Below are 25,402 nucleotides of genomic sequence, written 5' to 3'. Positions count from 1 at the left end.
CGGCTCGCTAGTATGAAGCTCCAAACTAGAGCTGCAGTGCTTGCCAGATCTTTAGACAGTGTGCTGATTGGTTCATGGTGTAAAAATGTAATCCAGGCGCTCCCCCGGCAAGCAGGCGTTCGCACATCGCGGTCACCACTTCAGCCCCATAACTGCGGATCGATTCCAGATCATCGCCATAGCCTTCCAGTCGCTTTCTAAGCCAACGGGGAATCTCTGTGCCACATGCATCGGAGAATCTGGCCAGCTGGGTGAAGTTAGTAATTGGCATAATGCCCGGTACGATGGGAATCTCTATCTGTAGTCTGTGACATTCATCGAGGAAGCGAAAATAGGCATCTGCATTGTAAAAATATTGGGTGATCGCGCTGTTTGCACCGGCTTCGACCTTTCCTTTGAAATGTTGTAGATCCTGTTCCGGAGTGGCTGCCTGAGGGTGGAATTCAGGATAGGCTGCCACTTCAATATGAAAATAGTCACCAAAGGTCTCACGGATCAGTTCCACCAATTGATTGGCATGATTGAGTTCACCCAGGCCGCCAAGACCTATCCCGGAAGGCAGATCGCCACGCAGTGCCACCAATCGACGAATGCCTTGATCCCGGTAGCGTTCCAAGAGTTCGATGATTTCACTCTTGTCGGCACCGATACAGGAGAGATGGGGAGCAGTGTCGATCTTTTTCTCTACCAACCAGTCTACGGTATCGAAGGTACGCTGTTGGGTGGAACCGCCAGCGCCATAGGTGACAGAAAAGAAAGCTGGATTGAGTGTTTGTAACTTTTCTACATTTGTTTTTAGGTTTTCAAACCCCTTTTCCGTTTTTGCAGGGAAGAGTTCGAAGCTGAAGATTTGCTGTTTTAATTGATCATTCATGACAAGCGGCTACCGCAACAAGAGTAGTTTGGAAGATGGTTGACCGATTCAAGCCGGTCAACCATCTCGCTGTAACAGACAGAGGCAGGTTGTTTAATAGCGATAGTGCGCAGGCTTATAGGGGCCTTCCACAGGTACGCCAATATAGTCTGCCTGCTCATCCGACAGGGTGGTCAGGTTCGCACCGATCTTGGCGAGATGCAGTCTGGCAACCTCTTCATCGAGCTTCTTGGGTAATACATAGACCTTGTTTTCGTAATCACCAGTACGGGTGAAGAACTCGATCTGTGCCAACACCTGATTGGAGAATGAGTTGGACATTACAAAGCTGGGATGACCAGTTGCGCAGCCTAGATTGACCAAGCGGCCTTCTGCCAACATGATGATCCGTTTACCGTCTGGAAAGATGACGTGATGAACCTGTGGTTTGATCTCTTCCCACTGGTACTGTTTGATGCCGGCAATATCGATTTCATTGTCGAAGTGGCCGATATTGCAGACGATAGACTGGTTTTTCATCGCAGCCATGTGATCGTGGGTGATAATCTTGAAGTTGCCGGTGGTGGTGACGAAGATATCGGCCAGAGGTGCAGCCTCCTCCATGGTAACCACCCGGTAACCCTCCATCGCCGCCTGTAAGGCGCATATGGGGTCGATCTCTGTCACCCATACCGTTGCACCCAGACCACGCAGGGATTGGGCGCAGCCCTTGCCTACGTCGCCATAACCGGCCACCAGTGCGATTTTTCCGGCAATCATCACATCAGTCGCCCGTTTGATACCATCAACCAGAGATTCGCGGCAGCCGTAGAGGTTGTCGAACTTGGATTTGGTGACCGAGTCGTTGACGTTCATTGCCGGGAACAGCAGGGTGCCCTGCTCCATCATCTGGTAGAGGCGATGTACACCCGTGGTTGTCTCTTCAGTTACCCCTTTGATCGACTCGGCCATACGGTGATAGCGCTTTGGATCCTCTTCAAGACTGCGCTTGAGAACACCGAGGATTACCTGCCACTCTTCTGCATCATCGGCTTTTGGCTCAGGCACGGCACCGGCGTCAGCAAACTCCACACCTTTATGCACCAGCAGGGTGGCATCTCCACCATCGTCGAGAATCATATTGGGGGATTCGCCATTAGGCCAGTTGAGAACCTGCTCTGTACACCACCAATACTCCTCCAGTGACTCCCCTTTCCAGGCATAGACCGGAATGCCCTCAGCGGCGATGGCAGCAGCTGCATGGTCCTGGGTTGAGAAGATATTACAGGAACACCAACGAACCTCAGCCCCCAGGGCAACCAGGGTTTCAATCAGCACAGCCGTCTGGATGGTCATATGCAGAGAGCCGGTGATACGGGCTCCCTTGAGGGGTTGTTGGGGGGCGTACTTTTCACGAATTGCCATCAGACCGGGCATTTCTGTCTCGGCAATGGCAATTTCGCGGCGGCCGAAATCGGCCAGGGAAATATCAGCAACTTTATAATCGGTGAACTCACTCATGGTAGTCATCTCCTGAATATCGTGAGTGAGCGCGGTTTTAATTTCATCACACTTCAACTCCGAGCCTGGCGGATCTGGATCCGTTGCAGCGCTCCTCGGAATGGAAGTTTGTTAATAATCTCGGTTAGAGTTTTGCATCCTCTCTGAGGATATCCGCTTTGTCTGTGTTCTCCCAGGTGAAACCTTCGTCCTCACGACCAAAATGGCCATAGGCAGCAGTCTTGCGGTATTTAATTGTATCTGTGTTCAATAGATCGAGCATCTTTAGGATGCCATAAGGCCGTAGATCAAAATGTTGGCGAACCAGTGCGACAATGGCCTCATCGGGAATTTTGCCTGTGCCAAAAGTCTCGACCATGATTGAAGTGGGTTCAGCCACGCCTATTGCGTAGGAGACCTGGATTTCACAACGATCAGCCAATCCCGCAGCAACGATGTTTTTTGCGACATAACGACCAGCGTAAGCCGCAGAACGGTCAACCTTGGAGGGGTCCTTGCCAGAAAAAGCGCCACCACCATGTCTTGCCGCACCGCCATAGGTATCAACGATGATCTTTCGACCGGTGAGGCCGCAATCACCTACCGGGCCACCAATCACGAAGCTGCCTGTGGGATTGATATGGATCTTGTCAGCGGGGCATTTGTCCAGCCACGCTTTTGGTAATACGGGCTGGATGATGTTCTCCATCACCGCTTCCTGAAGCTGCTTGTGATCTATGTCAGGATCGTGCTGGGTGGAGAGCACCACAGCGCCGATGCCAGTCACCTGGCCATCTTCATATTCAAGTGTTACCTGGCTTTTGGCGTCGGGGCGCAACCAGGGCAGAATGCCCGATTTACGAATTTCTGATTGACGATGCACCAGCCGATGGGCGTAGGTGATCGGCGCTGGCATCAACACATCCGTCTCGTTGGTTGCATAGCCAAACATCATGCCCTGGTCACCTGCACCCTGTTCTTCAGGGGCTGAGCGGTCGACACCCTGGGCAATATTGGCAGACTGTTTACCAATCAGGGACATCACGGCACAGGTTGAACCATCAAAGCCGACATCGGAACTGGTGTAGCCAATATCGCAAACCACACCACGAACCAGTTCGTCCAGGTCGATCCACGCTTCTGTAGTAATTTCCCCGGCCACCATGACAGCGCCAGTTTTAATCAGGGTTTCGCAGGCTACGCGAGCCCTGTCCGGATGGGGGTCCTGTTGCAGAATTGCATCCAGCATGGCATCGGAGATCTGGTCTGCAACTTTGTCCGGATGTCCTTCAGAGACCGACTCTGAGGTGAAAATGAAGTCTTTACTCATGGTTTACCTGATATTTTGTATGTCATTGGTATCACTGACTATATGATACAGCTATGTATGAACGGGCCAACACAAGGCGAAACCGGATTTTACACACCAGCCTGCTTTTTGCATAATGCCCCACCCTGATTCAATTCAATGTATTGAGCGTACTAATAATGGTCTCCCTACAGACACCGATTTGTGACTTTGATGCCGAGGCTCCGGATTTTGTTCTTCCCGGCGTCGATGGCAAGCAGTGGTCGCTGCAGCAATGCGCCGGAGAAAAAGGGTTGATGGTGATGTTTATCTGCAACCATTGCCCCTATGTCAAGGCAGTTATAGACCGAATTATACGGGATGCGAAGGATCTGGCAGAATTGGGTGTCAACTGTGTTGCGATTATGTCGAATGATCCTACAGATTACACCGAAGACTCCTTTGAAAATATGCGCCTCATCGCTGAGAATCTGAACTTTCCTTTTCCTTACTTGATTGACGAAACACAGCATGTGGCAAAGGCCTATGGTGCGGTTTGCACTCCTGATTTCTTTGGGTACAACGCTGAATTGAAGCTGCAATACCGGGGCAGATTGGATGAAAGTAAGAAGGAAGCAGCTGATCCCAAGGTGCGTCGTGACCTCTTCGAAGCGATGAAACAGGTGGCTGAGACGGGTAGGGGGCCACAGGATCAGATACCCAGTATGGGCTGTTCCATTAAGTGGCGGTAATATTCAACCCATTGAAATTGTTAACTAATTGCAGGTATTTTATTATGCATCAAGCCAGCTTATCGGCCATTAAAGCCAGCTGCTTTGCCCTAAGCTCATCGCTTGAGTCAGAATAGCGATCCTTTGCCCGAGCCGGTTTGAATTTGTCCTATTCAGTAAAGGGGAGTGACAGACAGAGGGGCAGCCAAAGGGTTACAGAACAAAGAATTTAGAAATTTAGCTGAAATCCGCAGTGTTAATACACCGCTGAGTTTCGAAACAAATAACCAAATCATTAATAAATCAGGAGGGGTCAATGTCCTCACGCAGAGAACTTGCCAACGCCATTCGTGCCCTAAGTATGGATGCTGTGCAAAAAGCCAATTCAGGTCATCCGGGTGCGCCCATGGGCATGGCCGATATCGCTGAAGTATTATGGAACAGCCACCTCAAACACAATCCAGCTAACCCGGATTGGGCCGATCGCGATCGCTTCGTGCTTTCTAACGGTCATGGTTCAATGTTGATCTATTCCTTGCTTCACCTCACTGGCTATGAGCTGAGCATCGATGATCTTAAGAATTTCCGTCAGCTTCATTCCAAAACACCGGGTCATCCGGAATATGGTTATGCGCCTGGTGTTGAGACTACCACTGGTCCACTTGGACAGGGCATCACCAATGCGGTGGGTATGGCCCTGGCAGAGAAGACCCTGGCGGCTCAATTCAACCAGCCCGGACATGATGTCGTTGATCACTATACCTATGTCTTCATGGGTGACGGCTGCATGATGGAAGGTATCTCCCATGAATCCTGCTCTCTGGCCGGGACCCTAGGTCTGGGTAAGCTGATAGCATTCTGGGATGACAACGGTATCAGTATCGATGGTGAAACCGAGGGATGGTTTACCGATGATACCCCAGCACGTTTCGAGTCCTATGGCTGGCAGGTGATTCGTGGTGTTGACGGACACGACGCCGACGCCATCAATCAGGCAATCGAGGCAGCTAAGGCCGATAGTGACAAGCCTTGCCTGGTCTGCTGCAAAACCACGATCGGTTTTGGATCTCCCAACCTGGCTGGCAGTCACGACTGTCACGGCGCACCTCTGGGTGCTGAAGAGATCGTTGCTACCCGTGAGCAGCTGGGATGGAAACACGATGCATTCGTTATACCCGATGAGATCTACCAGGGTTGGGATGCAAAAGCTTCCGGAAGCGAATCTGAAACTGCCTGGAATGAGAAGTTTGCTGCCTATCAGGCTGCATTTCCCGAGTTGGCTGCAGAGTTCAGTCGTCGTATGAGCGGTGATCTGCCGGATAACTGGGAAAGCGAAGCAAGCAAGTTTATCGCAGAGGTCAATGCAAAAGCAGAATCACCTGCGACACGTAAGGCATCACAGAATGCATTGAATGGTTATGGGCCACTACTGCCGGAATTCCTGGGTGGTTCTGCTGACCTGACCCCTTCAAATCTCACAGCATGGTCTGGTTCCAAGTCGATCACTGATGGCAATACCGATGGTAACTACATCTCTTACGGTGTTAGAGAGTTCGGTATGTCCGCGATTATGAATGGCGTGGCGCTGCATGGCGGATTCATCCCCTACGGCGGCACCTTTCTGATGTTTTCCGAGTATGCCCGTAATGCGTTGCGTATGGCGGCATTGATGAAGATTCAATCGATCTTTGTCTATACCCATGACTCTGTCGGCTTGGGTGAGGACGGACCTACCCATCAGCCTGTCGAGCAGATTCCTACCCTGCGTATGGTACCGAATATGGATGTCTGGCGTCCTTGTGATGCAGTTGAGACCGCAGTCGCATGGAAGGCAGCTGTCGAAAAGAGTGACGGCCCATCATGCCTGATCTTCTCTCGTCAAGGTCTGGCTCATCAGGATCGTACTGATGCCCAGATCGCAGACATCGCCAAAGGTGGTTATGTTGTTGCAGACTGTGACGGCACTGCTGAGGCAATTGTTATCGCTACCGGCTCTGAAGTTGATCTGGCAGTCAAAGCGGCTGCAGATTCCGGCAAGAAGGTGCGGGTAGTTTCGATGCCAAACACCAAACTGTTTGATGCACAGGATGCGGCTTACAAAGAGTCTGTACTCCCAGCAGCTGTAACCGCCCGTGTGGCAGTTGAAGCTGCAGTCACCGACGGCTGGTACAAATATGTTGGTATCAACGGCAAGGTCATTGGTATTGATCATTTTGGTGAATCTGCTCCAGCTGGCGAACTCTTCAAAGAGTTCGGTTTTACTGCTGAAAATGTGATTGCTGCGATCAATGAAGTGACCGCTTGAGATGATTGAGAGGCGCGTTATACGCGCCTCCATCCGACCCTAATAAATGAAAACTCTATAACTGTTTAACGGAGAATCGCTATGACTATCAAAGTAGGTATCAACGGTTTTGGCCGCATCGGCCGTATGGCATTCCGTGCTATCGCAAAAGACTTCCCTGGTATTGAAGTCGTTGGCATCAACGATCTGCTGGAACCTGACTATCTCGCCTACATGCTGAAGTACGATTCGGTTCATGGCAATTTCAATGGTGATGTGTCTGTAGATGGCAGCAACATGGTGGTCAACGGCAAAAAGATCCGCCTGACTGCAGAGCGCGATCCTGCTGACCTGAAATGGGACGAGATTGGTGCTGATCTGGTGATTGAGTGTACTGGCTTCTTCCTCACCGAAGAGACTTGTCAGAAGCACATCGACGCTGGCGCCAAAAAAGTCGTACAGAGTGCGCCTTCCAAGGATGCTACCCCAATGTTCGTTTATGGCGTAAACCACAATGAATACAGTGGTCAGGCCATCGTTTCAGCAGCTTCCTGTACCACCAACTGTCTGGCGCCTGTAGCCAAAGTACTGAATGACAAGTGGGGCATCAAGCGTGGCCTGATGTCTACTGTTCATGCTGCGACTGCTACCCAGAAGACTGTTGATGGACCTTCCATGAAAGATTGGCGTGGTGGCCGTGGTATTCTGGAGAACATCATCCCTTCATCAACTGGTGCTGCAAAAGCTGTAGGTAAGGTATTGCCAGAACTGAATGGCAAGCTGACCGGTATGGCTTTCCGTGTGCCAACCTCTGACGTATCAGTGGTCGACCTGACTGTTGAACTGAACAGTGGTGCCAGCTACGACGAAATATGTGCGGCTATGAAAGCGGCTTCTGAGTCAGGCGATCTGGCTGGTGTGTTGGCTTACACCGAGGAAAAAGTGGTCTCCACTGATTTCCGTGGTTGTTCTAACCCATCGATTTTCGATGCTGGCGCTGGTATCGCTCTGGATGACACCTTCGTCAAGGTTGTCTCTTGGTATGACAATGAGTACGGCTACACCTGCAACATGCTGCGTGTGGTTGAGCACGTCTCCAAGTAAGCTCTGATATTCACGGGACAGGTATCGCTGTCCCGTGATTTCGCAATAGTGAATCTTGAGTTATGTATTTTTTAGGTTGTTGTAACCGGAAACAACAAAATCCATAACTCAGAATTCATAAATCAAAATTAAAATCGACGCAGGAGTCTGTTATGTCTTTTATCAAGTTGACCGATCTTGACCTTGCTGGCAAGCGCGTACTAATCCGCGCTGACCTCAATGTGCCAGTTAAAGATGGCAAGGTAACTTCGGATGCACGTATTTCGGCTTCCATGCCGACAGTCGAACATTGTGTCAAGGCCGGTGCTAAGGTGATGGTAATGTCCCACCGTGGACGGCCTGAAGAGGGCGTCTATTCGGATGAGAACTCCATGGCGCCGATCGCAGATGACATGTCTGCCAAGCTTGGTACTACGGTACGCCTGATTAAAGACTACCTTGATGGTGGCTTTGACCTGGCAGAGGGCGAGGTCGTTCTGCTTGAGAATGTTCGCTTCAATGCAGGTGAGAAAAAAGACAACGAAGCACTGGCAAAAAAATATGCCGCACTTTGTGATGTCTATGTGATGGATGCTTTTGGTACTGCACATCGTGCTCAAGCCTCTACCCATGGTGCTGGTAAGTTTGCTCCAGTCGCCTGTGCAGGACTTTTACTTGCTGATGAGTTGGATAATCTGGCCAAGGCGCTCGCCAAACCTGCTCGCCCAATGGTGGCGATCGTGGGTGGTTCCAAAGTTTCGACCAAGCTCACTGTACTGGAATCCCTCTCAGAAAAGGTTGATCAACTGGTGGTCGGTGGTGGTATCGCAAACACTTTTCTAAAGGCGACCGGACACAATGTAGGTAAATCCCTTTGTGAAGATGATCTGGTACCCACGGCTCAGGCTTTGGTTGAAAAGATGAAGGCCCGTGGCGCGAATATCCCTATCGCTACTGATGTTGTGGTAGGCAAGAATTTCGCAGAAGAAGAGCCCGCTGTATTGAAACCTGCTGGCGAGGTGGCTGATGATGAAATGATTTTCGACATTGGTCCTGACAGTGCCAATGAGTTGGCTGAAATCATCAAAAAGGCAGGCACTATTGTATGGAATGGTCCAGTTGGTGTCTTCGAATTCGATCAGTTTGGAGAGGGTACTAAAACTGTCTCCATGGCGATTGCCAATTCTGCAGGATTTTCCCTGGCGGGTGGTGGTGACACCATTGCTGCAATTCAGAAGTATGACATCTATGACAAAGTCACCTACATCTCTACTGCTGGTGGAGCCTTCCTGGAATACCTGGAAGGCAAGACACTACCTGCGGTTGCGATGTTGGAGGCTTGTGCGGCCAAATAGTGGGGCTGTTCACAACCCAGAGGCCGGACAGGGGTCCGGCCCAATCAGACGTGCAGCAAGCATGTAAGCGGATAGATATGCCAAGAAGAACCAAAATAGTAGCAACCCTGGGTCCGGCAACAGATGACCCTAAGGTTCTCGATAAGCTCATTCACGCCGGGGTTGATATTGTTCGCCTCAACCTTTCACATGACGTCCATGACGCACAAAGACAACGTGCGGACCGGATACGTAACCGTGCCCGTGCCTGTGGCCGCCAGATTGGTGTGCTGGCTGATCTTCAGGGGCCGAAAATTCGCATAGGTAAATTCAAATCAGGTTATACCATTCTTGAAGAGAATGGCCTGTTTACTCTTGATGCTGCGTTAGCACTGAGTGCGGGCGATGACGAGCGGGTTGGCCTGACCTACCCGGAGCTGATTAAAGATGTCTCCCGGGGCGATACTCTGATTCTCGATGATGGCGCCATTGAACTCTGGATCTCTGAGGTTGAAGGGAGTGAAGTCCGATGCAAAGTGGTTGTCGGTGGCAAGCTCTCCAACAACAAAGGGATTAATAAAAAAGGGGGGGGCTTATCTGCACCTGCACTGACCGATAAGGATCGTGAAGATATCCTGTTTGCTGCGGAAATCGATGTCGATTATCTGGCTGTTTCGTTTGTTCGCAATGGTGAAGATTGCAGAGAGGCACGACGCCTGCTGAGAGAGGCGGGTGGACAAGGTGGCATCATTGCCAAGGTTGAACGTGCGGAAGCGCTCGACTACATAGAGGAGATTATTCAGGAATCCGATGCCATCATGGTCGCCCGTGGTGATCTGGGGGTCGAGATCGGCGATGCTGAGCTTCCAGCAGTGCAGAAAATGATGATCAAGAAGGCTCGCCAGTTGAACTCGGTGGTGATCACTGCAACGCAGATGATGCAGTCGATGATCGAGAGTCCGATTCCAACCCGTGCTGAGGTCTTTGACGTTGCGAATGCAGTACTCGATGGTACCGATGCAGTGATGCTTTCTGCTGAAACCTCAGTGGGAAAGTATCCGCACAAAGTCGTTAAGGCAATGGACCGTGTCTGTGTCGAAGCTGAAAAACATCAAACCGCAAGACGCTCTGATCATCGCCTCGATAGTGTCTTCGGTCGTGTGGATGAAGCAATAGCCATGTCCACCATGTATACCGCTAACCATCTCGGGGTAAAAGCGATTGCAGCGTTGACTGAATCAGGTTCCACAGTTAAATGGATGTCTCGAATCAGTTCGGATATCCCAATTTATGCCTTGACCCGGCATGTACACACCCGCCGAAAAGTGACACTCTACCGTGGTGTCTATCCTGTTAGTTTCGATGTCTCCAGTACCAACATTGCTCAGGTCAATGAAGAGGTCATCGATGAGCTGCTGCGCCGTGGAGAGGTTAGAGAAAATGACTTGGTGATCATCACCAAAGGTGATCGCTCCGGTGTAGAGGGTCAAACAAATATTATGAAAGTGATGCGTGTCGGCGAACATGTACTCACTGAAAGTCAGATTGAAGACACTGCTGGTTAGTAGTGTCATTAGTTGTAACGAGTATATAAACAGAAAACTAAGGAGGCTATCATGGCTCTGATTTCCCTGCGCCAACTTCTCGACCATGCCGCGGAACACGGCTATGGCCTGCCGGCGTTCAATGTCAACAACATGGAACAAGTGCATGCAATCATGCTGGCAGCGGATGCTGCAAAAAGTCCGGTTATCCTGCAAGGATCTGCCGGCGCACGCTCATATGCAGGTGAACCCTTCCTGCGTCACCTGATTATTGCTGCAACCGAGATGTATCCACATATTCCGGTCTGTATGCATCAGGATCACGGTACCTCACCTTCAGTATGTCTGCGTTCCATCCAATCAGGTTTTTCATCTGTAATGATGGATGGCTCGCTGATGAGTGACGGTAAAACGCCTTCTTCTTACGAGTACAATGTGGATACTACTGCCAAGGTTGTCGAGATGGCTCATGCTGGTGGTGTCTCTGTTGAAGGCGAGCTTGGTTGCCTGGGTTCGTTGGAAACCGGTCAGGCTGGTGAAGAAGATGGTATCGGTGCTGAAGGTACTCTGGATCACAGTCAGCTGCTGACTGATCCAGACGAAGCAGCAGATTTCGTGAAAAAGACTGCTGTGGACGCCTTGGCTATTGCTATCGGTACCTCACATGGTGCTTATAAGTTCACCCGTCCACCAACAGGAGATATCCTGGCTATCGATCGTGTAAAAGAGATTCATGCACGTATCCCTGATACCCATTTGGTAATGCATGGTTCATCCTCTGTGCCACAGGATTGGCTGGCAATCATCAATGAGTATGGCGGCGATATGGGTGAGACCTACGGTGTTCCAGTGGAAGAGATCGTTGAAGGTATCAAACACGGTGTTCGTAAAGTCAATATCGATACCGATCTGCGTATGGCATCTACTGGTTCCGTTCGTAAACACCTTCACGACAACAAGTCCAACTTCGATCCTCGTAAGTTCCTGAAAGAGGCGACCAAAGCAATGTCTGATATCTGTAAGGCACGCTATGAGGCCTTCGGTTCTGCAGGTATGGCGGATAAGATTGCACCGATCTCGCTTGAAGGCATGCAGGGACGTTATGATAGTGGAGAGCTGGATCCGAAGGTCAACTGATAAGTTAATCTTCAGTTCGGTTTGATCAAGGGGGCTTCTGGCCCCCTTGTTATTTTTGGGTATTCGAAGTTTGCAGGATGAAGAGGATGCTCTTTTTTACAGTAATCCTTCCAACTCTAAAGCCTTTTTCAGTTGATTGGGATTGAATCCCTCGAATTTTTGCTCACCAACAAGAATCAGCGGCACGCTCTGACCGCCAATCTCAAAGAACTTTTTCTGGATCTTTCCCGGTTTTGCCACATTAAAATCGAGAAAGGGCACATCGTTTCTTTTCAGCCAACGTTTTAAGTGAACACAATGGGGGCATCGCAACGTAGTGTAGATAACTACTCTGGCAGCTTTATTTTTCAGGTTAGTCATTTCTACTTCAGCTTGTGACCTTAAACTCATATTAATGCCAATGCTAGTGATAGGGCCAGCATAGTTTTATTGTGGGACTGATGAGATGCTGACAATAAATCAGTTTCATGTGGCCTATTAAATCAACCTTGAGTCGGGTCATATTAGCTAGAGTAATCAGAACCATTATACAAGGGCCTGTTAACACTAATAATAGCCTCAGCCCTTCGGGTTACCCCTGAAAAAACGCCACTCGGCGTTGCTCGTCGTTCATTTGGAATGACCAAACTTCTCTCCTCGCGCCTTGATTGGTGCTTTTTCAGGGGCAACAGGGCCGATTCGATTAGTGTTAACAGGCCCTAAGTGTAATATAAATCCACTAAAGCTGAGTATCATAGCTCAATAATAGTCTTACAAAGCGAACAGGATTCATGAACTGAACTCTTTGCGAATGGGCTCCCAACATTAGTTTGTTTTATACAGTGCTTTAGTTGGTTGTTCTTTAAATTAAATCATCACCCACTAGTGAGACGCTTTTCTGCCTCTCTGTATTTTTCTGCAGTTTTATCGATCACCTCTTGTGGTAGCTCTGGACCAGGTGGGGTTTTATCCCAATCAAGGGTTTCCAGATAATCTCTGACAAACTGTTTGTCAAAACTGACAGGGCTAGTGCCAGGTCGATATGAATCTGCTGGCCAAAATCTCGATGAATCCGGTGTCAGAACTTCATCAATCAAATGTAGTTGACCCTCATCATCCACACCGAATTCAAATTTGGTATCGGCAATGATAATACCTCGTGATAAGGCATAGTCTGCTGCCTCGGTATAGATACGCAGGCTGACCTGTTTGACCTGTTCTGCCATTTCGCTGCCAAGCAGATCCCTGGCCTGAGAAAAATCGATATTCACATCATGGTCACCAACCTCGGCTTTGGTGGATGGCGTGAAGATGGCATTCGGTAAACGATCGGCTTGTTTGAGATGCTCAGGCAGCTGGATACCGCAAACTGAACCATTTGCCTGATAGTCCTTCCATCCCGAACCGATCAGATAGCCCCGTACGATCGCTTCAACCGGGAGCGGCTTGAGTTTGCGAACAATCATAGCGCGTTCACCGAGGCTTCGGCGTTGCTCGGAATCAGGCACAATATTATCAAGGGAGAGCGTGGCAAGGTGATTTGGTATCAGGGCTTGTGTGCGATCAAACCAGAAGTTAGCCACTCTGGTCAGTACCTCACCTTTACCTGGGATTGGTTGTGGCAGAACCACATCAAAGGCTGAAAGACGGTCACTGGTGACGATCAACAGGTGTTGCTCATCTATCTCATAGATGTCACGTACTTTTCCCCGATTGAGGAGCTTTAGGTCCAGATTCGATTCGAAAAGAGTTTGGCTGTCGTTCGTCATGGGTTGTAACCAGCTGAGGTAAAGGGTCATTATACCCATGATCGGGTATGAAACTCATGTCGATCCTCAATCGAATAGATTTATGAACCTCTGAAATGTTGTTGCATGACCCGTTGTGAGGTTCCCTATACGGTTAACTCCGTTTCAGGTGTGGTGATGAATAGAGAAAGCGAATTTATGCTGGCCTTCAAAGGCAGCTTCACTTCAGCACTTAGATGGCCTCAGCTGGATGATCTTTGGCAGGCATTGAAAGAGGATGCCACAGGGGGATGGTATATCTATGCTGTTGGAGAATCTCCGCCAGAAACATCAACTGACGATGCAGAGTTGCTGATCTTTGTAGATCGGATTGATGAGTTATTGCGGAGTGAGCATGACGAAGAGTATTGCGGTATCGTCTATGCGGATGATTTGAAACAACCCGCATTTATCAAGATTTACGATCCTAACAATCTCGGGGTCTCTTGTGGCTATAGCGATAATCCGCCACTGCCGGGATGGATACTGAGTAAGCTAAAGCCCGTTGATCTGCCAGCCATTGCGATGCCTAATAACCGTAAGCGTTGGTGGCACTCCCTGTGGAAGGGGCAGGGGTGACTTTGGAGGCTGAATATAGTTGTTGAGGTACCGGGCTAATTACCACGATTTATATTGGGTTTTGGTGCCGCGAATCGTGCTAGACTCTGAAAAAACCAAGTTAAACACTAGGGATTTGCAGATATGACCGAAACCATACCAGAAACTACAGTTCGTTCTGCGGGTGAGCAAATGGCAATCACCCGGGGAGTAATGGATCTATTAGACAGTTGGGGGTTACACAGCGAGGAGATGATGTCGCTGCTCCAGATTAATGGCAAGCCACGCCACATAACCCGATATCGCCATAACAAGGCGCTCCCTGATAGTCCTGAAGTGATGAGGCGTATCGAGTATCTGGTACGTATCAACGATGCCCTGCGTACAACTTACCCTACCAATTCAAGCATGGGTAAACGCTGGCTTCGGCAACGCAACCACCTCTTCAATAAGCGAAGCCCTTTGTCGATGATGATGGGTGATGGAGAGCAGGGTATGGTCTACGTACTCTCTCGCCTCGATTGCACGTTTGCTTGGGAGCAGAGCGGATCCACACCTATCTGAAGGGTTTCCGGATAACTGGCATCTATTCGTTAAACACGAATAGATGCCTCTGTTGCTGACCGTCAGCTTGCTGCGGCCTCTTCTCGACGGGCCAACCAGACTTCCATGCCCTGGGCATCCAGATCAAGATCCATCTCCATCAACTCGACGATCTTTTCTGGGGGCAGGGTAGAGCCATTTTGCTGAAGTTTCTGCAGTAACCAGGATTGTAGTTGAGCCTGGATCTGGGCTTTTCTTGCTTTACCTGGCTCTGCCTCGCAGGCAAGTGCAATTTGGGTGAACTCCTCTAAATGTTTGCGTAATTGCTTGACCAGGAGATCGGGTTGAGTGACTTCGCCGAAATGGGTCAGGTATATTTTTTCCGGCTTTAAGTCCATCAGTCGATCAAGGGTTTCGTACCAGGCATCCGGGTCGAGCTGGATGGGTGTGGTGGCGGGAATCATAAACGAACCCTGAGAGCCATTAAGTTCTGCATAGGAGAGACCAAAGGTATCCCCCGTAAAGAGGCCCCGGCTCTGCTCATCAAAGATACAGATATGGTGACGGGCATGACCGGGCGTGTCTAGACAGAGCAGTTCCCGATTGCCAAAGGTCAAACGAAAACCGTCTGGTGCTTCGATCACCCGCTCTTGCGGAATGGGCTCAAGCTGGCCGAATTGCTCCTCGAATGCCACTTCTCCATAGACTGCTGTAGCCCCTGCAATCAGTTTTGATGGATCGATTAGGTGCTTTGCCCCGTAAGGGTGGATCACCAATGAGGCACGCGGCAGTAGACTCATTAACTTGCCTGAACCACCGGCATGATCAAGGTGTACATGGGTGGGTATCACATAACGGACTTGTGAAGGTGAGAGCCCTTTTGCTTCCAAGACCGCCATCAAATGGGGCACGCTGTTGCTGGTTCCGGTATCGATAAAGACCGCTTCACCTTCCGCTTCCAACAGGTAGCAGGCCGCCAGGCCTGGACGCTGATAAAACGTGTCGATACAGGTGATTTGGTGTGCGTATTCCAGGGTTTGGGTGTTGCTCATCGTAGACTCGCTAGCTGATCTTATTTTCGGCGCCGGAGATAAGATTGGTTATGTTGGATCGGTGGCGCCAGAAGAGTAGGCAGCTTACCAGGATTTGCATAATAATCAGTTCAGGTTCAGGCCATATCAGCCAAACAAAGAGTGGGGCCAGCGCCATGGAGATCAGGGCTGAGAGAGAAGAGATATTGATGACTTTGGCTGTAAATAGCCAGACCAGGGCTACTGAGAGACCCACTCCCCAGTGCAGGCCAAATTGTACACCCAACGCAGTCGCGACCCCTTTGCCCCCTGCAAAGTTAAAAAACAGTGGGTAGAGGTGGCCGAGAAAAGCAGCGAAACCTGTGAGTGCGAGTATTAGAGGTGGTGCCTCCAGCAGATGGGCAATCAACATCGGGATCAACCCTTTAACCATATCCCCGAAAAGGGTGATCGCAGCGGCTTTCTTACCGCCGATTCGAAGCACATTGGTTGCGCCTGGGTTATTTGAGCCTTGGCTTCGTGGGTCAGGTAGGCCCATCAGACGACAGACGATGATCGCACTGGAGATTGAACCGAGTAGATAGGCACTGAAAATTAATATTGAATTGATGATCATGGCCTAATTTGAACCTTTGTCACCGCTTCAGGTCAAGCTGGGTTTTATAGGCGCTCGACCTCCATTTGAGTTGAGCGGATAGAAGCAAAGGGACGGCAACTCATCAACTCCCCATCTGATTAGGGGTTTGTTCTTCATCAATACTCAACTACCATTGGCATTTTTTACAAGCTATGGTTCTGAAATTATGGATATCGTCTTCATTCGTGATCTGCGCATCGAAACTGTGATCGGTATTTACGACTGGGAAAGAGAGATTACACAGACGGTGGTAATCGATTTGGAGATGGGAGCCGATATTGCCAAGGGGGCGAAGTCGGACGCAATTGAGGATGCACTGGATTACAAAGCTGTAAGCAAACGTCTGGTCTCCTTTGTGCGCGGGAGCAAATTCCAACTGGTAGAGACGCTGGCTGAACGATGTGCTGAGATAGTGCTTAATGAGTTTCAGGTTCCCTGGGTAAGATTGACCTTAAACAAGATTGGGGCTGTCAGTGCTGCCCGTGATGTGGGGGTGATTATTGAGAGAACCAGGCATTGACTCAATCCAGTCAGTTGGTCCGTGCCTGGTTGAGCCTGGGAAGTAACCAGGCACCCATGCGCCATCTTCCGAAGGCGATTGATGATTTGCGGGCGATGTTCGGGGATCTCTGCATATCTCCGGTATATGAGAGTGAAGCAGTGGGATTCAAGGGTGATAATTTTATAAATCTGGTAGTGGGTATTCATACCCGGTTGTCGCCTGTCACTCTGAACGAACGGCTGAAAGGGATAGAAGAGAGACATGGCAGACAACGAGGCGGGGATAAATTTGATGCCAGAACCATTGATATCGATCTGCTGACCTATGGAGCAGAGGTTGTCGATAAGGGTGAAATGCAGCTTCCAAGAGATGAAATTTTGCGCTATGCCTTCGTATTGCTCCCCCTGTCTGAGGTGGCAGGAGAAGAGTTTCACCCTCGGGTAGGAAAAACTTATCGGCAGTTGTGGCAGGCCTTCGATCAGTCAGCGCAGCCACTCTGGCAAGTGGATATGCCGCTGCAAAGCAGTCTGTAGAGCTTTAGCGCTATTCTGATTTGGTGATGGGATAGCTACTGGAAGGGGTGCTGTAGGCCTTTTCAGACCCCGGAATAAAAAAACCCCGGCACCCGCTCCTTGGGCACCAGGATCTTGTGTCGCACTGATTGGTTGGCAATTGGTATCAGTCCTATACCTCCATGTACCTGGGGGTCTTCCTTGGCTTCCGTCTCTGCGACGGTGTAAAGTCTAAGTGAATAACCTTATTTAAGATGCAGGTTTGTTCTCATTTTAAAGTAGGATTTTTCTGACATCGATTGAATGACTCCCTTGATTCACCTGTGACTCTTTTGAAACAATCCCACCTCGCAAATCATTCCGGCCATTTTGGCTACACCCTGACCATGAGGAAAACCCCATGTCGCTGATCAGAGCTTTTCCTGGACTCCGTCCTGCCGAGGGCCGTGCCGCCGATGTTGCTGCACCGCCATATGATGTCATGAATGAGGCCGAAGCGCGGGAGATGTCTAAAGGACGGGAGTGGAGTTTTCTCCACATCTCCAGGCCGGAAATAGATCTACCCCAGGGAACCGATCCCTATGCGCCTGAGGTCTACAAAAAAGCGGCAGAGAACCTGGCCAGGATGCAGCAGCAGGGCGTCTTGATTCGTGATACCAAGCCCTGCTACTACGTCTACCGTCTGACCATGGGCAGCCATGTACAGACCGGACTCGCTGCAGCGGCATCGGTTGAGGCATATGATTCAAATCGTATTAAGAAACACGAGTTTACTCGTCCAGCCAAGGAAGATGACCGGGTACGTCAGGTTGATGCGCTGAATGCCCAGACCGGCCCGGTATTCCTGGTCTACCCAAGTGCACCGGAAGTCGATCAGATTTTAAGTCAGGTTTCAGAAGGAGCTGCCGATATGGATGTCACAGCGGCTGACGGGGTACGGCATGAAGTTTGGGTTATGGATGATGAAGAGACGGTTACCCGACTGACTGACTTGTTCGATGCCATGGGGGCGCTCTACGTTGCCGATGGTCACCACCGTTCTGCGGCAGGCTCTCGGGTAGGGGCTTCACGTAAATCGGCTAATCCAGATCATACAGGTGAAGAGTCATACAACTATTTTCTGACCGTCATCTTTCCTCACAATCAGATGCAGATTCTCGACTATAACCGGGTAGTCAAGGATCTGAATGGTCTCAGTAAGGAAGATTTTCTCGCCAGGATAGAGGCGTCATTTGAAGTGGAACAGAGGCAGGAGTCAGTGAAGCCTGCAGAGCCGGCTGAATTCGGTATGTATCTGGATCAACAGTGGTACAGACTGCGCCTCGACCCTGCAAAGATACCTGCAGATGATCCTGTGGCTCGGTTGGATGTCAGTCTACTGGCAGACCATCTGATTGAACCCATATTGGGGATCAGTGATCCACGACGGGATTCCCGGATCGATTTTGTCGGAGGTATTCGGGGCTTATCCGGCCTTGAGAAACGAGTCGACTCCGGTGAGATGGCAGTTGCCTTCTCCCTATATCCGACCGGGATGGAAGATTTAATGGCAGTGGCTGACGCTGATGAGGTGATGCCACCCAAATCGACCTGGTTTGAGCCGAAGCTGGCGGATGGTCTGGTCAGTCACGTACTCGACTGATTTTTTGTGCAACGCCAAAACCTGGGTTCCACATAAGATCGCAACAATTTGAAGCAAGGAATGGTATGCAGAATCAATTAGAGACGCTTCTCCTCAGCTGTTGGCTGAGGTCTGAAGCGCAACAGGGATATGTGAAAAAAAACTGCATACCCAGCAGCATTAGCGCAGCCGGTATGGCACTGATTACTAATGGAGAACCATGCAGATGCTAACCGGGTCGACGATGATTTCCCGCAAATCCATGATCAGCTACGGATTCTAGGTTCTAGATGGTTACTACCAATAGCAGTCTCCCTGAAGGCGATCTCATCGAAAAGCCAGCTGTCGAACATTGGCTGGAGATGTTGCCGGATGAGTTCAGTGATGATGACAGGGGTTACCTGCGTATTGCCGCAGAGATAGCGCTGAGTGCCCACCCGCAACGACATGTCCTCAACGGGGAGAGCCAGCTTCGCCATGCCCTGAGTGTGGCAGAGATACTCGGGCATCTGCATATGGATCGGGAGACGGTCGCTTCAGCAATGCTGCTGGGCGCTCTGAAGGATCCAGATATCACTGAGGAGAAGCTGCAGAGAGAACTCGGTGTGAATGCCGCGCGCATGGTTGATGACCTGGGGCGCATTGGTGCTTTGACCGACCTCTCCACTGAGGTCGCTGTAGAAGATGAAGAGCAGCATGCTGAAAATCTTCGTCGTCTGTTGCTGGGCATCGCGGAGGATGTTCGTGTGGTGCTGGTGGTAGTTGCAGAACAGCTCCATCTGATGCGAACTGCTCGCAGTCTCGAACCGGAGATGAGCCGCCGGTTGGCAAAAGAGACACAGGATATCTATGCACCCCTGGCCAACCGTTTGGGCATCTGGCAGATCAAGTGGGAGCTTGAGGATCTCTCTCTACGTTTTCTGCATCCTCAAGAGTACAAGCGAATTGCCAGTCTGCTTGATGGTCGCCGGGCGGATCGGGAGCAGTTTATCCAAGAGGTGATGGATCTTTTGCGAGAAAAATTTCTTGCAGTCGGGGTCGATGCTGAAATCACCGGGCGACCCAAACATATCTACAGTATCTATCGCAAAATGCAGCGTAAGGCGGTGGACATCGAGCAGATTTTCGATCTACGTGCGGTGAGGGTGCTGGTGGATGATATTGCCCAGTGCTACGCAGCCCTGGGTGTCGTACACGGTCTTTGGAAACATATTCCGGGTGAATTTGATGACTATATCGCCACCCCTAAGGCTAACCTCTACCAATCGATTCATACTGCAGTCATCGGGCCGGAAGAGAAGACCCTCGAGGTGCAGATCCGTACCCGAGGTATGCACCACCATGCGGAACTGGGTGTGGCTGCCCATTGGCGATATAAAGAGGACGCAAAAGAGGATACCGATTTTGAGCGACGTATCGTATGGATGCGGCAGTGGCTGGAGAGAAAGGATGTTGGTGGAGAGACCGGCGAACTGCAGGATGCATTCGATCAGGAGATGGAGTCTACCCGGATCTATGTGCTGACCCCGATGGGAAAAGTGGTCGAACTGCCAAAAGGCTCGACCCCCCTCGATTTTGCCTATGCGATCCATACCGATATTGGGCATCAGTGCCGGGGTGCAAGAGTTGACGGGCACATCGTGCAGTTGAACAGACCCCTGCGTAGTGGCGAAACCATAGAGGTTTTGACTGCCAAAAACGGCACCCCCAGTCGTGATTGGATCAACCCCCATCTGGGTTACCTGCATAGCACCAAGGCAAGAAACCGGGTCAAACAGTGGTTTAAGCAGCTCGACTACGAACACCATGTAGAGCTGGGGCGTTCAGCACTGGAACGGGAGATGACCCGGCTTTCGATCAGTGAAAAACCAGATCTGGAGAAGGTTGCAGACAAACACAATCTGCAGCATGGCGAAGATGTCTACGCAGCCATCGGCCGAGGGGATCTCTCTCCCATCCAGGTTGCCGGTTTTGGTGGTCGGGAGAAACCGGCGCCACGCTCCAAGCCGATTTCAGAATCAAAGCATATCCACCAGGGTCAGGTAAAAGGGGAGGTGGTGGTTGCCGGCGTCGATGATCTGATGACCAGCATAGCCCGCTGTTGTAAACCGGTTCCCTATGACTCCATCATTGGCTACGTAACCCGAGGGCGCGGGGTTACCGTACATCGTCGTGATTGCCCCAATCTCCGGGCGATGTCGGATGAGGAGCAGGATCGACTGATTCCGGTACACTGGAGTGATGAGCAGCAGGAGACTCAATACGCAGTAGATTTTATGGTCGTGGCAGCCGATCGCAAAGGATTGCTAAGAGATATCTCAGCCATTCTCACCAATGAGAATATCGATGTGATCGGGGTCAATACCAACAGTGATCGAAAAACCGATACAGCAACCATGCGCTTCACCATTGAAGTCAAAGATATGAATCAGTTGAGTCGGGTATTGTCGAAGATTGAGCAGTTACAGGAGATTAATCTTGTGAGGCGGCTCCTATGAGCGAACCAGTTTCACAGGCTTATGCAGCGCAATTGCCAGTCAGCTCCAGCAGGTCTAAACTAACACATTGTAATTTTTTGTGTTTTCTGCACAATCAGCTCTGTCAACCACCATCGCGAATCACCCGTTTTGACAAAAGAATCGACTAAAATCAACCTCCTGAATCTTGACTTGAAAGAGATGGAGGCCCTCTTTTTGGAGTTCGGCTCCAAGGCCTTTCATGGGCGCAATGTATTCAAATGGATTCACAAGCATGGCATCACCGACTTCGATGCCATGACAGACATCTCGAAACGACTGCGAGAGCAGTTGCATCAGTCGGCTGAGGTCAAAATTCCAAATTTAGCGATGGAGCAGCCGGCACTGGACGGCACTCGAAAATGGTTGCTGGAACTCGAAGATGGTCAGCGCATCGAGACGGTCTATATACCCGACAACGGGCGCAGCACCATCTGTGTCTCTTCTCAGGTTGGCTGTGCCTTGGATTGCTCCTTCTGCTCTACAGCCAAGCAGGGTTTCAATCGTAATCTCACAGTCGCGGAGATTATCGGGCAGGTCTGGGTGGCAAGTCGTCAACTTGGAGAGCCCCCGAGTAATATCGTGATGATGGGCATGGGAGAACCCCTGGCCAATCTCGAAGCGGTGATTACAGCAATGAGTATCATGCAGGACGATCTGGCCTATATGGTCTCAAAATATCGTGTAACCATCAGCACTTCAGGCATTGTTCCCGCACTCAAGCGTTTGAGTGAGGTCTGTGATGTCAGTCTGGCGGTTTCACTGCATGCTCCGGATAATGCACTACGCGACCAGTTGGTACCGATCAATCAAAAATACCCTCTGGAAGAGCTGATACCCGCTTGCCGGGAGTTCGTGCACGGAGATAAACGGCGCAAGGTGACCTGGGAATATGTGATGCTGGATGGCATTAATGACTCCCTGGCCCATGCAAAGGCACTGATTCGACTGCTGGAGGGAACCCCCTCCAAAGTCAACCTGATCCCTTTCAACCCTTTTCCCGGTACCGACTACCAGGCCTCTTCACCGGAGCAGGTTGAAGCATTCCGCATGCGTTTGAAGCGCTCAGGCATTATTGCAACGACTCGAAAGACCCGTGGTGATGATATCGATGCGGCCTGTGGGCAGTTGGTTGGAAAAGTCAGGGATCGCAGCAGTCGGCAGTTGCGGCTTGAGCGGTTGGATAGTCTCAAACAAGGTGTTTCATGAAATCAATTTTCAGATGGCGACAAATAGCATTACCGTTGCTACTACTCATTTCAGCTGGTTGCGCAACGCAGGGAAAAAATAGTGATACCACTGGTAACTTAGGGCAAGAGAAAAAGAACAGCCCGGCCAAGATCTATGTTGAGATGGGTATGGCCTATTTGCGTGAGGGCCGATCTGCCATAGCCCTGAAAAAACTCAAAAAAGCGATTGAAGTTGATGACGACTATGCGCAAGCTCATAATGTGATCGCAATTCTCTACGAGCGGTTGGGAAACAACGAACTCGCAGGCAAGCATTATGAAGAGGCAGTTAAGCTGGATAATCAAGACCCTTACATACGCAATGCCCGGGGCAGTTACTACTGCAAGCAAGAGAGGCTGGATGAAGCCCAAGTTGATTTTCAAAAAGCCTTGGCCAATCCGCTCTATCCCACTCCCTGGGTGGCACTGACCAATGCTGGCATGTGTCGTGAGCGTGCAGATGAAATATCCACCGCTGAAACCTACTACCGACGCGCTTTAACAGCAAACCCGAAATACGCTACTGCCCTCTACCAGATGGCAAAAGTCTCACTTGATCAGAAAAAGGATTTTTCAGCGCGCGCCTATCTGGAACGCTATCACGCTCAGTCCCGTCCATCAGCTGCATCGCTACTACTTGGCATCAAGATCGAGAAGAAGCTCAAGGATTTGGCAAAAGCGGACGAGTATAGAAGCAGATTGTTTAAAGAGTTCCCGGATGCACCCGAAATACAGATGCTCTACGAAGTCGAAAAAGCGCAATGAAAGTACCAACAAATGCTGATGAGGAAAACCGGGCGTCTGCCTCACTGGGCCCGGGTTTACAACTAAGAAGCGCACGCGAGCGTCAGGGGCTGGATGCATCAGCTGTTGCTGCCCAGCTGCACCTGCAAGCCTCGATAGTTGAATCACTGGAAGCGGACGACTACGAAAAGCTGCCCAGCCCCGTCTTTATTCAGGGATACCTGCGAAACTACGCCCGACTTCTGGGGTTGAGTGAGGATGCCATCGTCGCCTCCTATCAACGTCTGCTGCCGAAAACTGAGGAGCAAACAACACTCCCAAGACAGGACGAGAAACAGACAAAACCCATGCATAGCAGTCACGGTGTAATGAAGCTGATGACTTGGAGTATTGTGCTGTTGTTGTCAGCGCTGCTCTTTTTCTGGTGGTTGAACCGGGTGGAACTGGAAGAGCCAGAGCCATTTCCGACAACTGAAATGATGCAGCAAGAGAGTCAGGCAGAGTTCCAGATCCCTCCATCTGATAGCAGTCCAGTCTTCGAAGCGCAGGAGATCGCACCGACGACGATAGAGATAGAACCTGTTGAAGAGATTCCAGCCACTTCAAACTTCGAAGAGTCGGCACTAATAGATCAAACCAACAACACAGATGAGAGTACGCAATCAGATACTCAGCTAGTTGAAGAGGTAGAGACTCAAGTTGAGACGGAGTTGCAGCAAGAGATCGCAGCACCACAGGTGGAGAGTCTCCCGGTGGCCTCAGCCGAACCAGCTACTCAAACTGACACAAAGAGCCTGCTTTTCGCATTCAGTGGCTCCTGCTGGACAGAAGTCAGAGATCAGAATGGCAAAGCGAGAATTATTGGTGAGATGAAAAGTGGCGCTCAAAGACGATTGAGCAGTCAATATGGGCCTTTCACTGTGGTTTTGGGTAATGCCTCATCCGTAAGCCTGAGTATTGATGGTGAACCCTTCGATTTAAAACCTTTTACCCGAGGCAAGGTAGCTAGATTTACCCTAGATCCTGAAAAGCTATAACGCACAGCAGGGTTAAACGTAACACCCACCCCCTTCAGCGAGTAGGGCGCGGCTCTGTCGCGTCATAAGGCTGTGTGATACAGAGAGGAAGTAAATCGATGACTTGAGTTAAGTCTGTATATTGGGTGTCCATGAATTATTCGGTTTCACACACCTGTGTTCAAAGCGTCGCAGCGACGGCGGTTATAAACTGCTAAGGCAGAGCAATGCCAAACGCCAGAGAAGCAAACTCCGACAAATCAAAGAGACGCTGATGCGAACTCGACATCGGCATCCTTACAAAGTCGGAGCGTGGTTAAAACGAGTCGTACAGGGCTACTATAACTACTTTGCGGTGCCGGACAATCACAAGAGGTTGAGTGCCTTTCGACGAGAAGTCTGTCGGGCTTGGATGAAGGCACTACGTCGGCGTAGTCAAAAGGGTGAGGTGATGAGTTGGGAGAAAGCCAAAAAGCTGATCAAACGATTCATACCCAGCACCCGCGTACGCCACCCATATCCGTCAGAGCGCTTCGGCGTTTGACTCGATGTAGGAGCCGTATGCGTTAGTAGCGCACGTACGGATCTGTGCCGGGGGCCTGTCGTACTGATCAATAGGATTGGTGCGACGGGGCTCTACGGCGACCTCCAAAGAAGCTTTCTCATTAACCTCCAGATTCAAGGTGAAAGCATCACCACCTGTTGCACAAATGGGAGAATTTCAAAGGAGATATGATTGAATTATGGACAGAATGGAGGCAGAACTACGTTAAATTCTCATCATTTGACACATAGGACTCTCAGCATTTGCTGATCCTATGCTTCATGACTTATGAACGTCTTTTCTTAGGTAAGCAGCGACTGCACTGCCCCAAGATTCGGCGTTCGCCGATAACCCAGTTTTCGGCAAACGGCTTTGAGTGAGTAACTCATACCCACCAGTCCCTTGAAGCGACTTTCGAAATTCTGTGTC

The 25,402-nt window shown here is 50.3% G+C and carries 23 protein-coding genes and 1 riboswitch; of the genes, 16 read left to right on the top strand and 7 right to left on the bottom strand.

All coding sequences use genetic code 11. The features are described 5' to 3' along the window. Nucleotides 1-25 precede the first annotated feature (25 nt). From metF to metK, 3 genes are all read right to left on the bottom strand, one after another. Entirely contained in the window at nucleotides 26-874 is an 849-nt protein-coding gene (metF, locus tag AC4IE7_RS17345) for a methylenetetrahydrofolate reductase [NAD(P)H] (RefSeq protein ID WP_490778122.1), read from the bottom strand. Between the two features lie 93 nt (nucleotides 875-967). After that, on the bottom strand, nucleotides 968-2,374 hold the full coding sequence (gene ahcY, locus AC4IE7_RS17340) for an adenosylhomocysteinase (protein WP_490778121.1): 1,407 nt from the start codon (nucleotides 2,372-2,374) through the stop codon (nucleotides 968-970). A gap of 20 nt (nucleotides 2,375-2,394) precedes the next feature. Beyond that, nucleotides 2,395-2,477: riboswitch (S-adenosyl-L-homocysteine riboswitch) on the bottom strand. 21 nt (nucleotides 2,478-2,498) lie between these two features. Then, the gene (gene metK, locus AC4IE7_RS17335; protein WP_490778120.1) at nucleotides 2,499-3,683 is read right to left on the bottom strand and encodes a methionine adenosyltransferase; all 1,185 of its coding nucleotides are present in this window, start codon (nucleotides 3,681-3,683) and stop codon (nucleotides 2,499-2,501) included. 158 nt (nucleotides 3,684-3,841) lie between these two features. Between metK and AC4IE7_RS17330 the strand changes: the two genes are divergently transcribed. The 6 genes from AC4IE7_RS17330 (at nucleotide 3,842) to fba (ending at nucleotide 11,754) form a co-directional block, all read left to right on the top strand. Further along, entirely contained in the window at nucleotides 3,842-4,393 is a 552-nt protein-coding gene (locus AC4IE7_RS17330) for a thioredoxin family protein (protein WP_490778119.1), read from the top strand. A gap of 295 nt (nucleotides 4,394-4,688) precedes the next feature. Then, the gene (gene tkt, locus AC4IE7_RS17325; protein WP_490778118.1) at nucleotides 4,689-6,677 is read left to right on the top strand and encodes a transketolase; all 1,989 of its coding nucleotides are present in this window, start codon (nucleotides 4,689-4,691) and stop codon (nucleotides 6,675-6,677) included. An 81-nt stretch (nucleotides 6,678-6,758) separates the two neighbouring features. Further along, nucleotides 6,759-7,760: a type I glyceraldehyde-3-phosphate dehydrogenase gene (gene gap, locus AC4IE7_RS17320; protein WP_490778117.1), complete on the top strand. Its 1,002-nt coding sequence runs from the start codon at nucleotides 6,759-6,761 to the stop codon at nucleotides 7,758-7,760. Nucleotides 7,761-7,912: 152 nt separating this feature from the next. Then, nucleotides 7,913-9,094 carry a phosphoglycerate kinase gene (locus tag AC4IE7_RS17315; RefSeq protein ID WP_490778116.1) on the top strand — a complete coding sequence of 394 codons (1,182 nt, stop codon included), beginning with the start codon at nucleotides 7,913-7,915 and terminating at the stop codon, nucleotides 9,092-9,094. A gap of 77 nt (nucleotides 9,095-9,171) precedes the next feature. After that, entirely contained in the window at nucleotides 9,172-10,638 is a 1,467-nt protein-coding gene (gene pyk / locus AC4IE7_RS17310; protein ID WP_490778115.1) for a pyruvate kinase, read from the top strand. 51 nt (nucleotides 10,639-10,689) lie between these two features. Continuing rightward, complete coding sequence (fba, locus tag AC4IE7_RS17305) at nucleotides 10,690-11,754, top strand: class II fructose-bisphosphate aldolase (protein ID WP_490778114.1); 1,065 nt, start codon at nucleotides 10,690-10,692, stop codon at nucleotides 11,752-11,754. A 96-nt stretch (nucleotides 11,755-11,850) separates the two neighbouring features. On the opposite strand, the gene AC4IE7_RS17300 is transcribed toward fba, so the two are convergent. Both AC4IE7_RS17300 and AC4IE7_RS17295 read right to left on the bottom strand, forming a co-directional pair. Continuing rightward, on the bottom strand, nucleotides 11,851-12,114 hold the full coding sequence (locus AC4IE7_RS17300) for a glutaredoxin family protein (RefSeq protein WP_490778113.1): 264 nt from the start codon (nucleotides 12,112-12,114) through the stop codon (nucleotides 11,851-11,853). A 494-nt stretch (nucleotides 12,115-12,608) separates the two neighbouring features. Continuing rightward, nucleotides 12,609-13,502, bottom strand: a complete 894-nt coding sequence (locus tag AC4IE7_RS17295; RefSeq protein WP_490778112.1) for a phosphoribosylaminoimidazolesuccinocarboxamide synthase — start codon at nucleotides 13,500-13,502, stop codon at nucleotides 12,609-12,611. 156 nt (nucleotides 13,503-13,658) lie between these two features. On the opposite strand from AC4IE7_RS17295, the gene AC4IE7_RS17290 reads away from it, so the two are divergent. Both AC4IE7_RS17290 and AC4IE7_RS17285 read left to right on the top strand, forming a co-directional pair. Beyond that, nucleotides 13,659-14,099 (top strand): hypothetical protein, encoded by a 441-nt coding sequence (locus AC4IE7_RS17290; protein ID WP_490778111.1) that lies wholly within the window; start codon nucleotides 13,659-13,661, stop codon nucleotides 14,097-14,099. Between the two features lie 123 nt (nucleotides 14,100-14,222). Continuing rightward, entirely contained in the window at nucleotides 14,223-14,642 is a 420-nt protein-coding gene (locus tag AC4IE7_RS17285) for an antitoxin Xre/MbcA/ParS toxin-binding domain-containing protein (protein ID WP_490778110.1), read from the top strand. 62 nt (nucleotides 14,643-14,704) lie between these two features. On the opposite strand, the gene AC4IE7_RS17280 is transcribed toward AC4IE7_RS17285, so the two are convergent. Together AC4IE7_RS17280 and plsY are read right to left on the bottom strand one after the other, a co-directional pair. Further along, on the bottom strand, nucleotides 14,705-15,673 hold the full coding sequence (locus AC4IE7_RS17280) for an MBL fold metallo-hydrolase (RefSeq protein WP_490778109.1): 969 nt from the start codon (nucleotides 15,671-15,673) through the stop codon (nucleotides 14,705-14,707). A gap of 10 nt (nucleotides 15,674-15,683) precedes the next feature. After that, on the bottom strand, nucleotides 15,684-16,268 hold the full coding sequence (gene plsY / locus AC4IE7_RS17275; protein WP_490778108.1) for a glycerol-3-phosphate 1-O-acyltransferase PlsY: 585 nt from the start codon (nucleotides 16,266-16,268) through the stop codon (nucleotides 15,684-15,686). A gap of 187 nt (nucleotides 16,269-16,455) precedes the next feature. Between plsY and folB the strand changes: the two genes are divergently transcribed. From folB to AC4IE7_RS17235, 8 genes are all read left to right on the top strand, one after another. Then, complete coding sequence (gene folB, locus AC4IE7_RS17270; protein ID WP_490778107.1) at nucleotides 16,456-16,809, top strand: dihydroneopterin aldolase; 354 nt, start codon at nucleotides 16,456-16,458, stop codon at nucleotides 16,807-16,809. Next, nucleotides 16,806-17,324 carry a 2-amino-4-hydroxy-6-hydroxymethyldihydropteridine diphosphokinase gene (gene folK / locus AC4IE7_RS17265; RefSeq protein ID WP_490778106.1) on the top strand — a complete coding sequence of 173 codons (519 nt, stop codon included), beginning with the start codon at nucleotides 16,806-16,808 and terminating at the stop codon, nucleotides 17,322-17,324. The genes folB and folK overlap by 4 nt, the downstream gene beginning before the upstream one ends. 379 nt (nucleotides 17,325-17,703) lie before the next feature. Next, entirely contained in the window at nucleotides 17,704-18,945 is a 1,242-nt protein-coding gene (locus AC4IE7_RS17260) for a DUF1015 domain-containing protein (RefSeq protein ID WP_490778105.1), read from the top strand. A gap of 269 nt (nucleotides 18,946-19,214) precedes the next feature. Continuing rightward, nucleotides 19,215-21,422, top strand: a complete 2,208-nt coding sequence (locus AC4IE7_RS17255) for a RelA/SpoT family protein (protein WP_490778104.1) — start codon at nucleotides 19,215-19,217, stop codon at nucleotides 21,420-21,422. A gap of 129 nt (nucleotides 21,423-21,551) precedes the next feature. Beyond that, on the top strand, nucleotides 21,552-22,649 hold the full coding sequence (rlmN, locus tag AC4IE7_RS17250) for a dual-specificity RNA methyltransferase RlmN (RefSeq protein WP_490778103.1): 1,098 nt from the start codon (nucleotides 21,552-21,554) through the stop codon (nucleotides 22,647-22,649). Beyond that, nucleotides 22,646-23,434 carry a type IV pilus biogenesis/stability protein PilW gene (pilW, locus tag AC4IE7_RS17245; RefSeq protein ID WP_490778102.1) on the top strand — a complete coding sequence of 263 codons (789 nt, stop codon included), beginning with the start codon at nucleotides 22,646-22,648 and terminating at the stop codon, nucleotides 23,432-23,434. Before rlmN ends, pilW begins: the two co-directional genes overlap by 4 nt. Continuing rightward, nucleotides 23,431-24,450: a RodZ domain-containing protein gene (locus AC4IE7_RS17240; protein WP_490778101.1), complete on the top strand. Its 1,020-nt coding sequence runs from the start codon at nucleotides 23,431-23,433 to the stop codon at nucleotides 24,448-24,450. Before pilW ends, AC4IE7_RS17240 begins: the two co-directional genes overlap by 4 nt. A gap of 253 nt (nucleotides 24,451-24,703) precedes the next feature. After that, nucleotides 24,704-24,973: a hypothetical protein gene (locus AC4IE7_RS17235; protein WP_490778100.1), complete on the top strand. Its 270-nt coding sequence runs from the start codon at nucleotides 24,704-24,706 to the stop codon at nucleotides 24,971-24,973. The last annotated feature ends 429 nt before the right edge of the window (nucleotides 24,974-25,402 follow it).

The organism is Candidatus Thiodiazotropha sp. AKAK3, from assembly GCF_058244645.1.
Note: the sequence above shows the minus strand (reverse complement) of the source record. Positions and strands in the feature narration are given on the sequence as shown.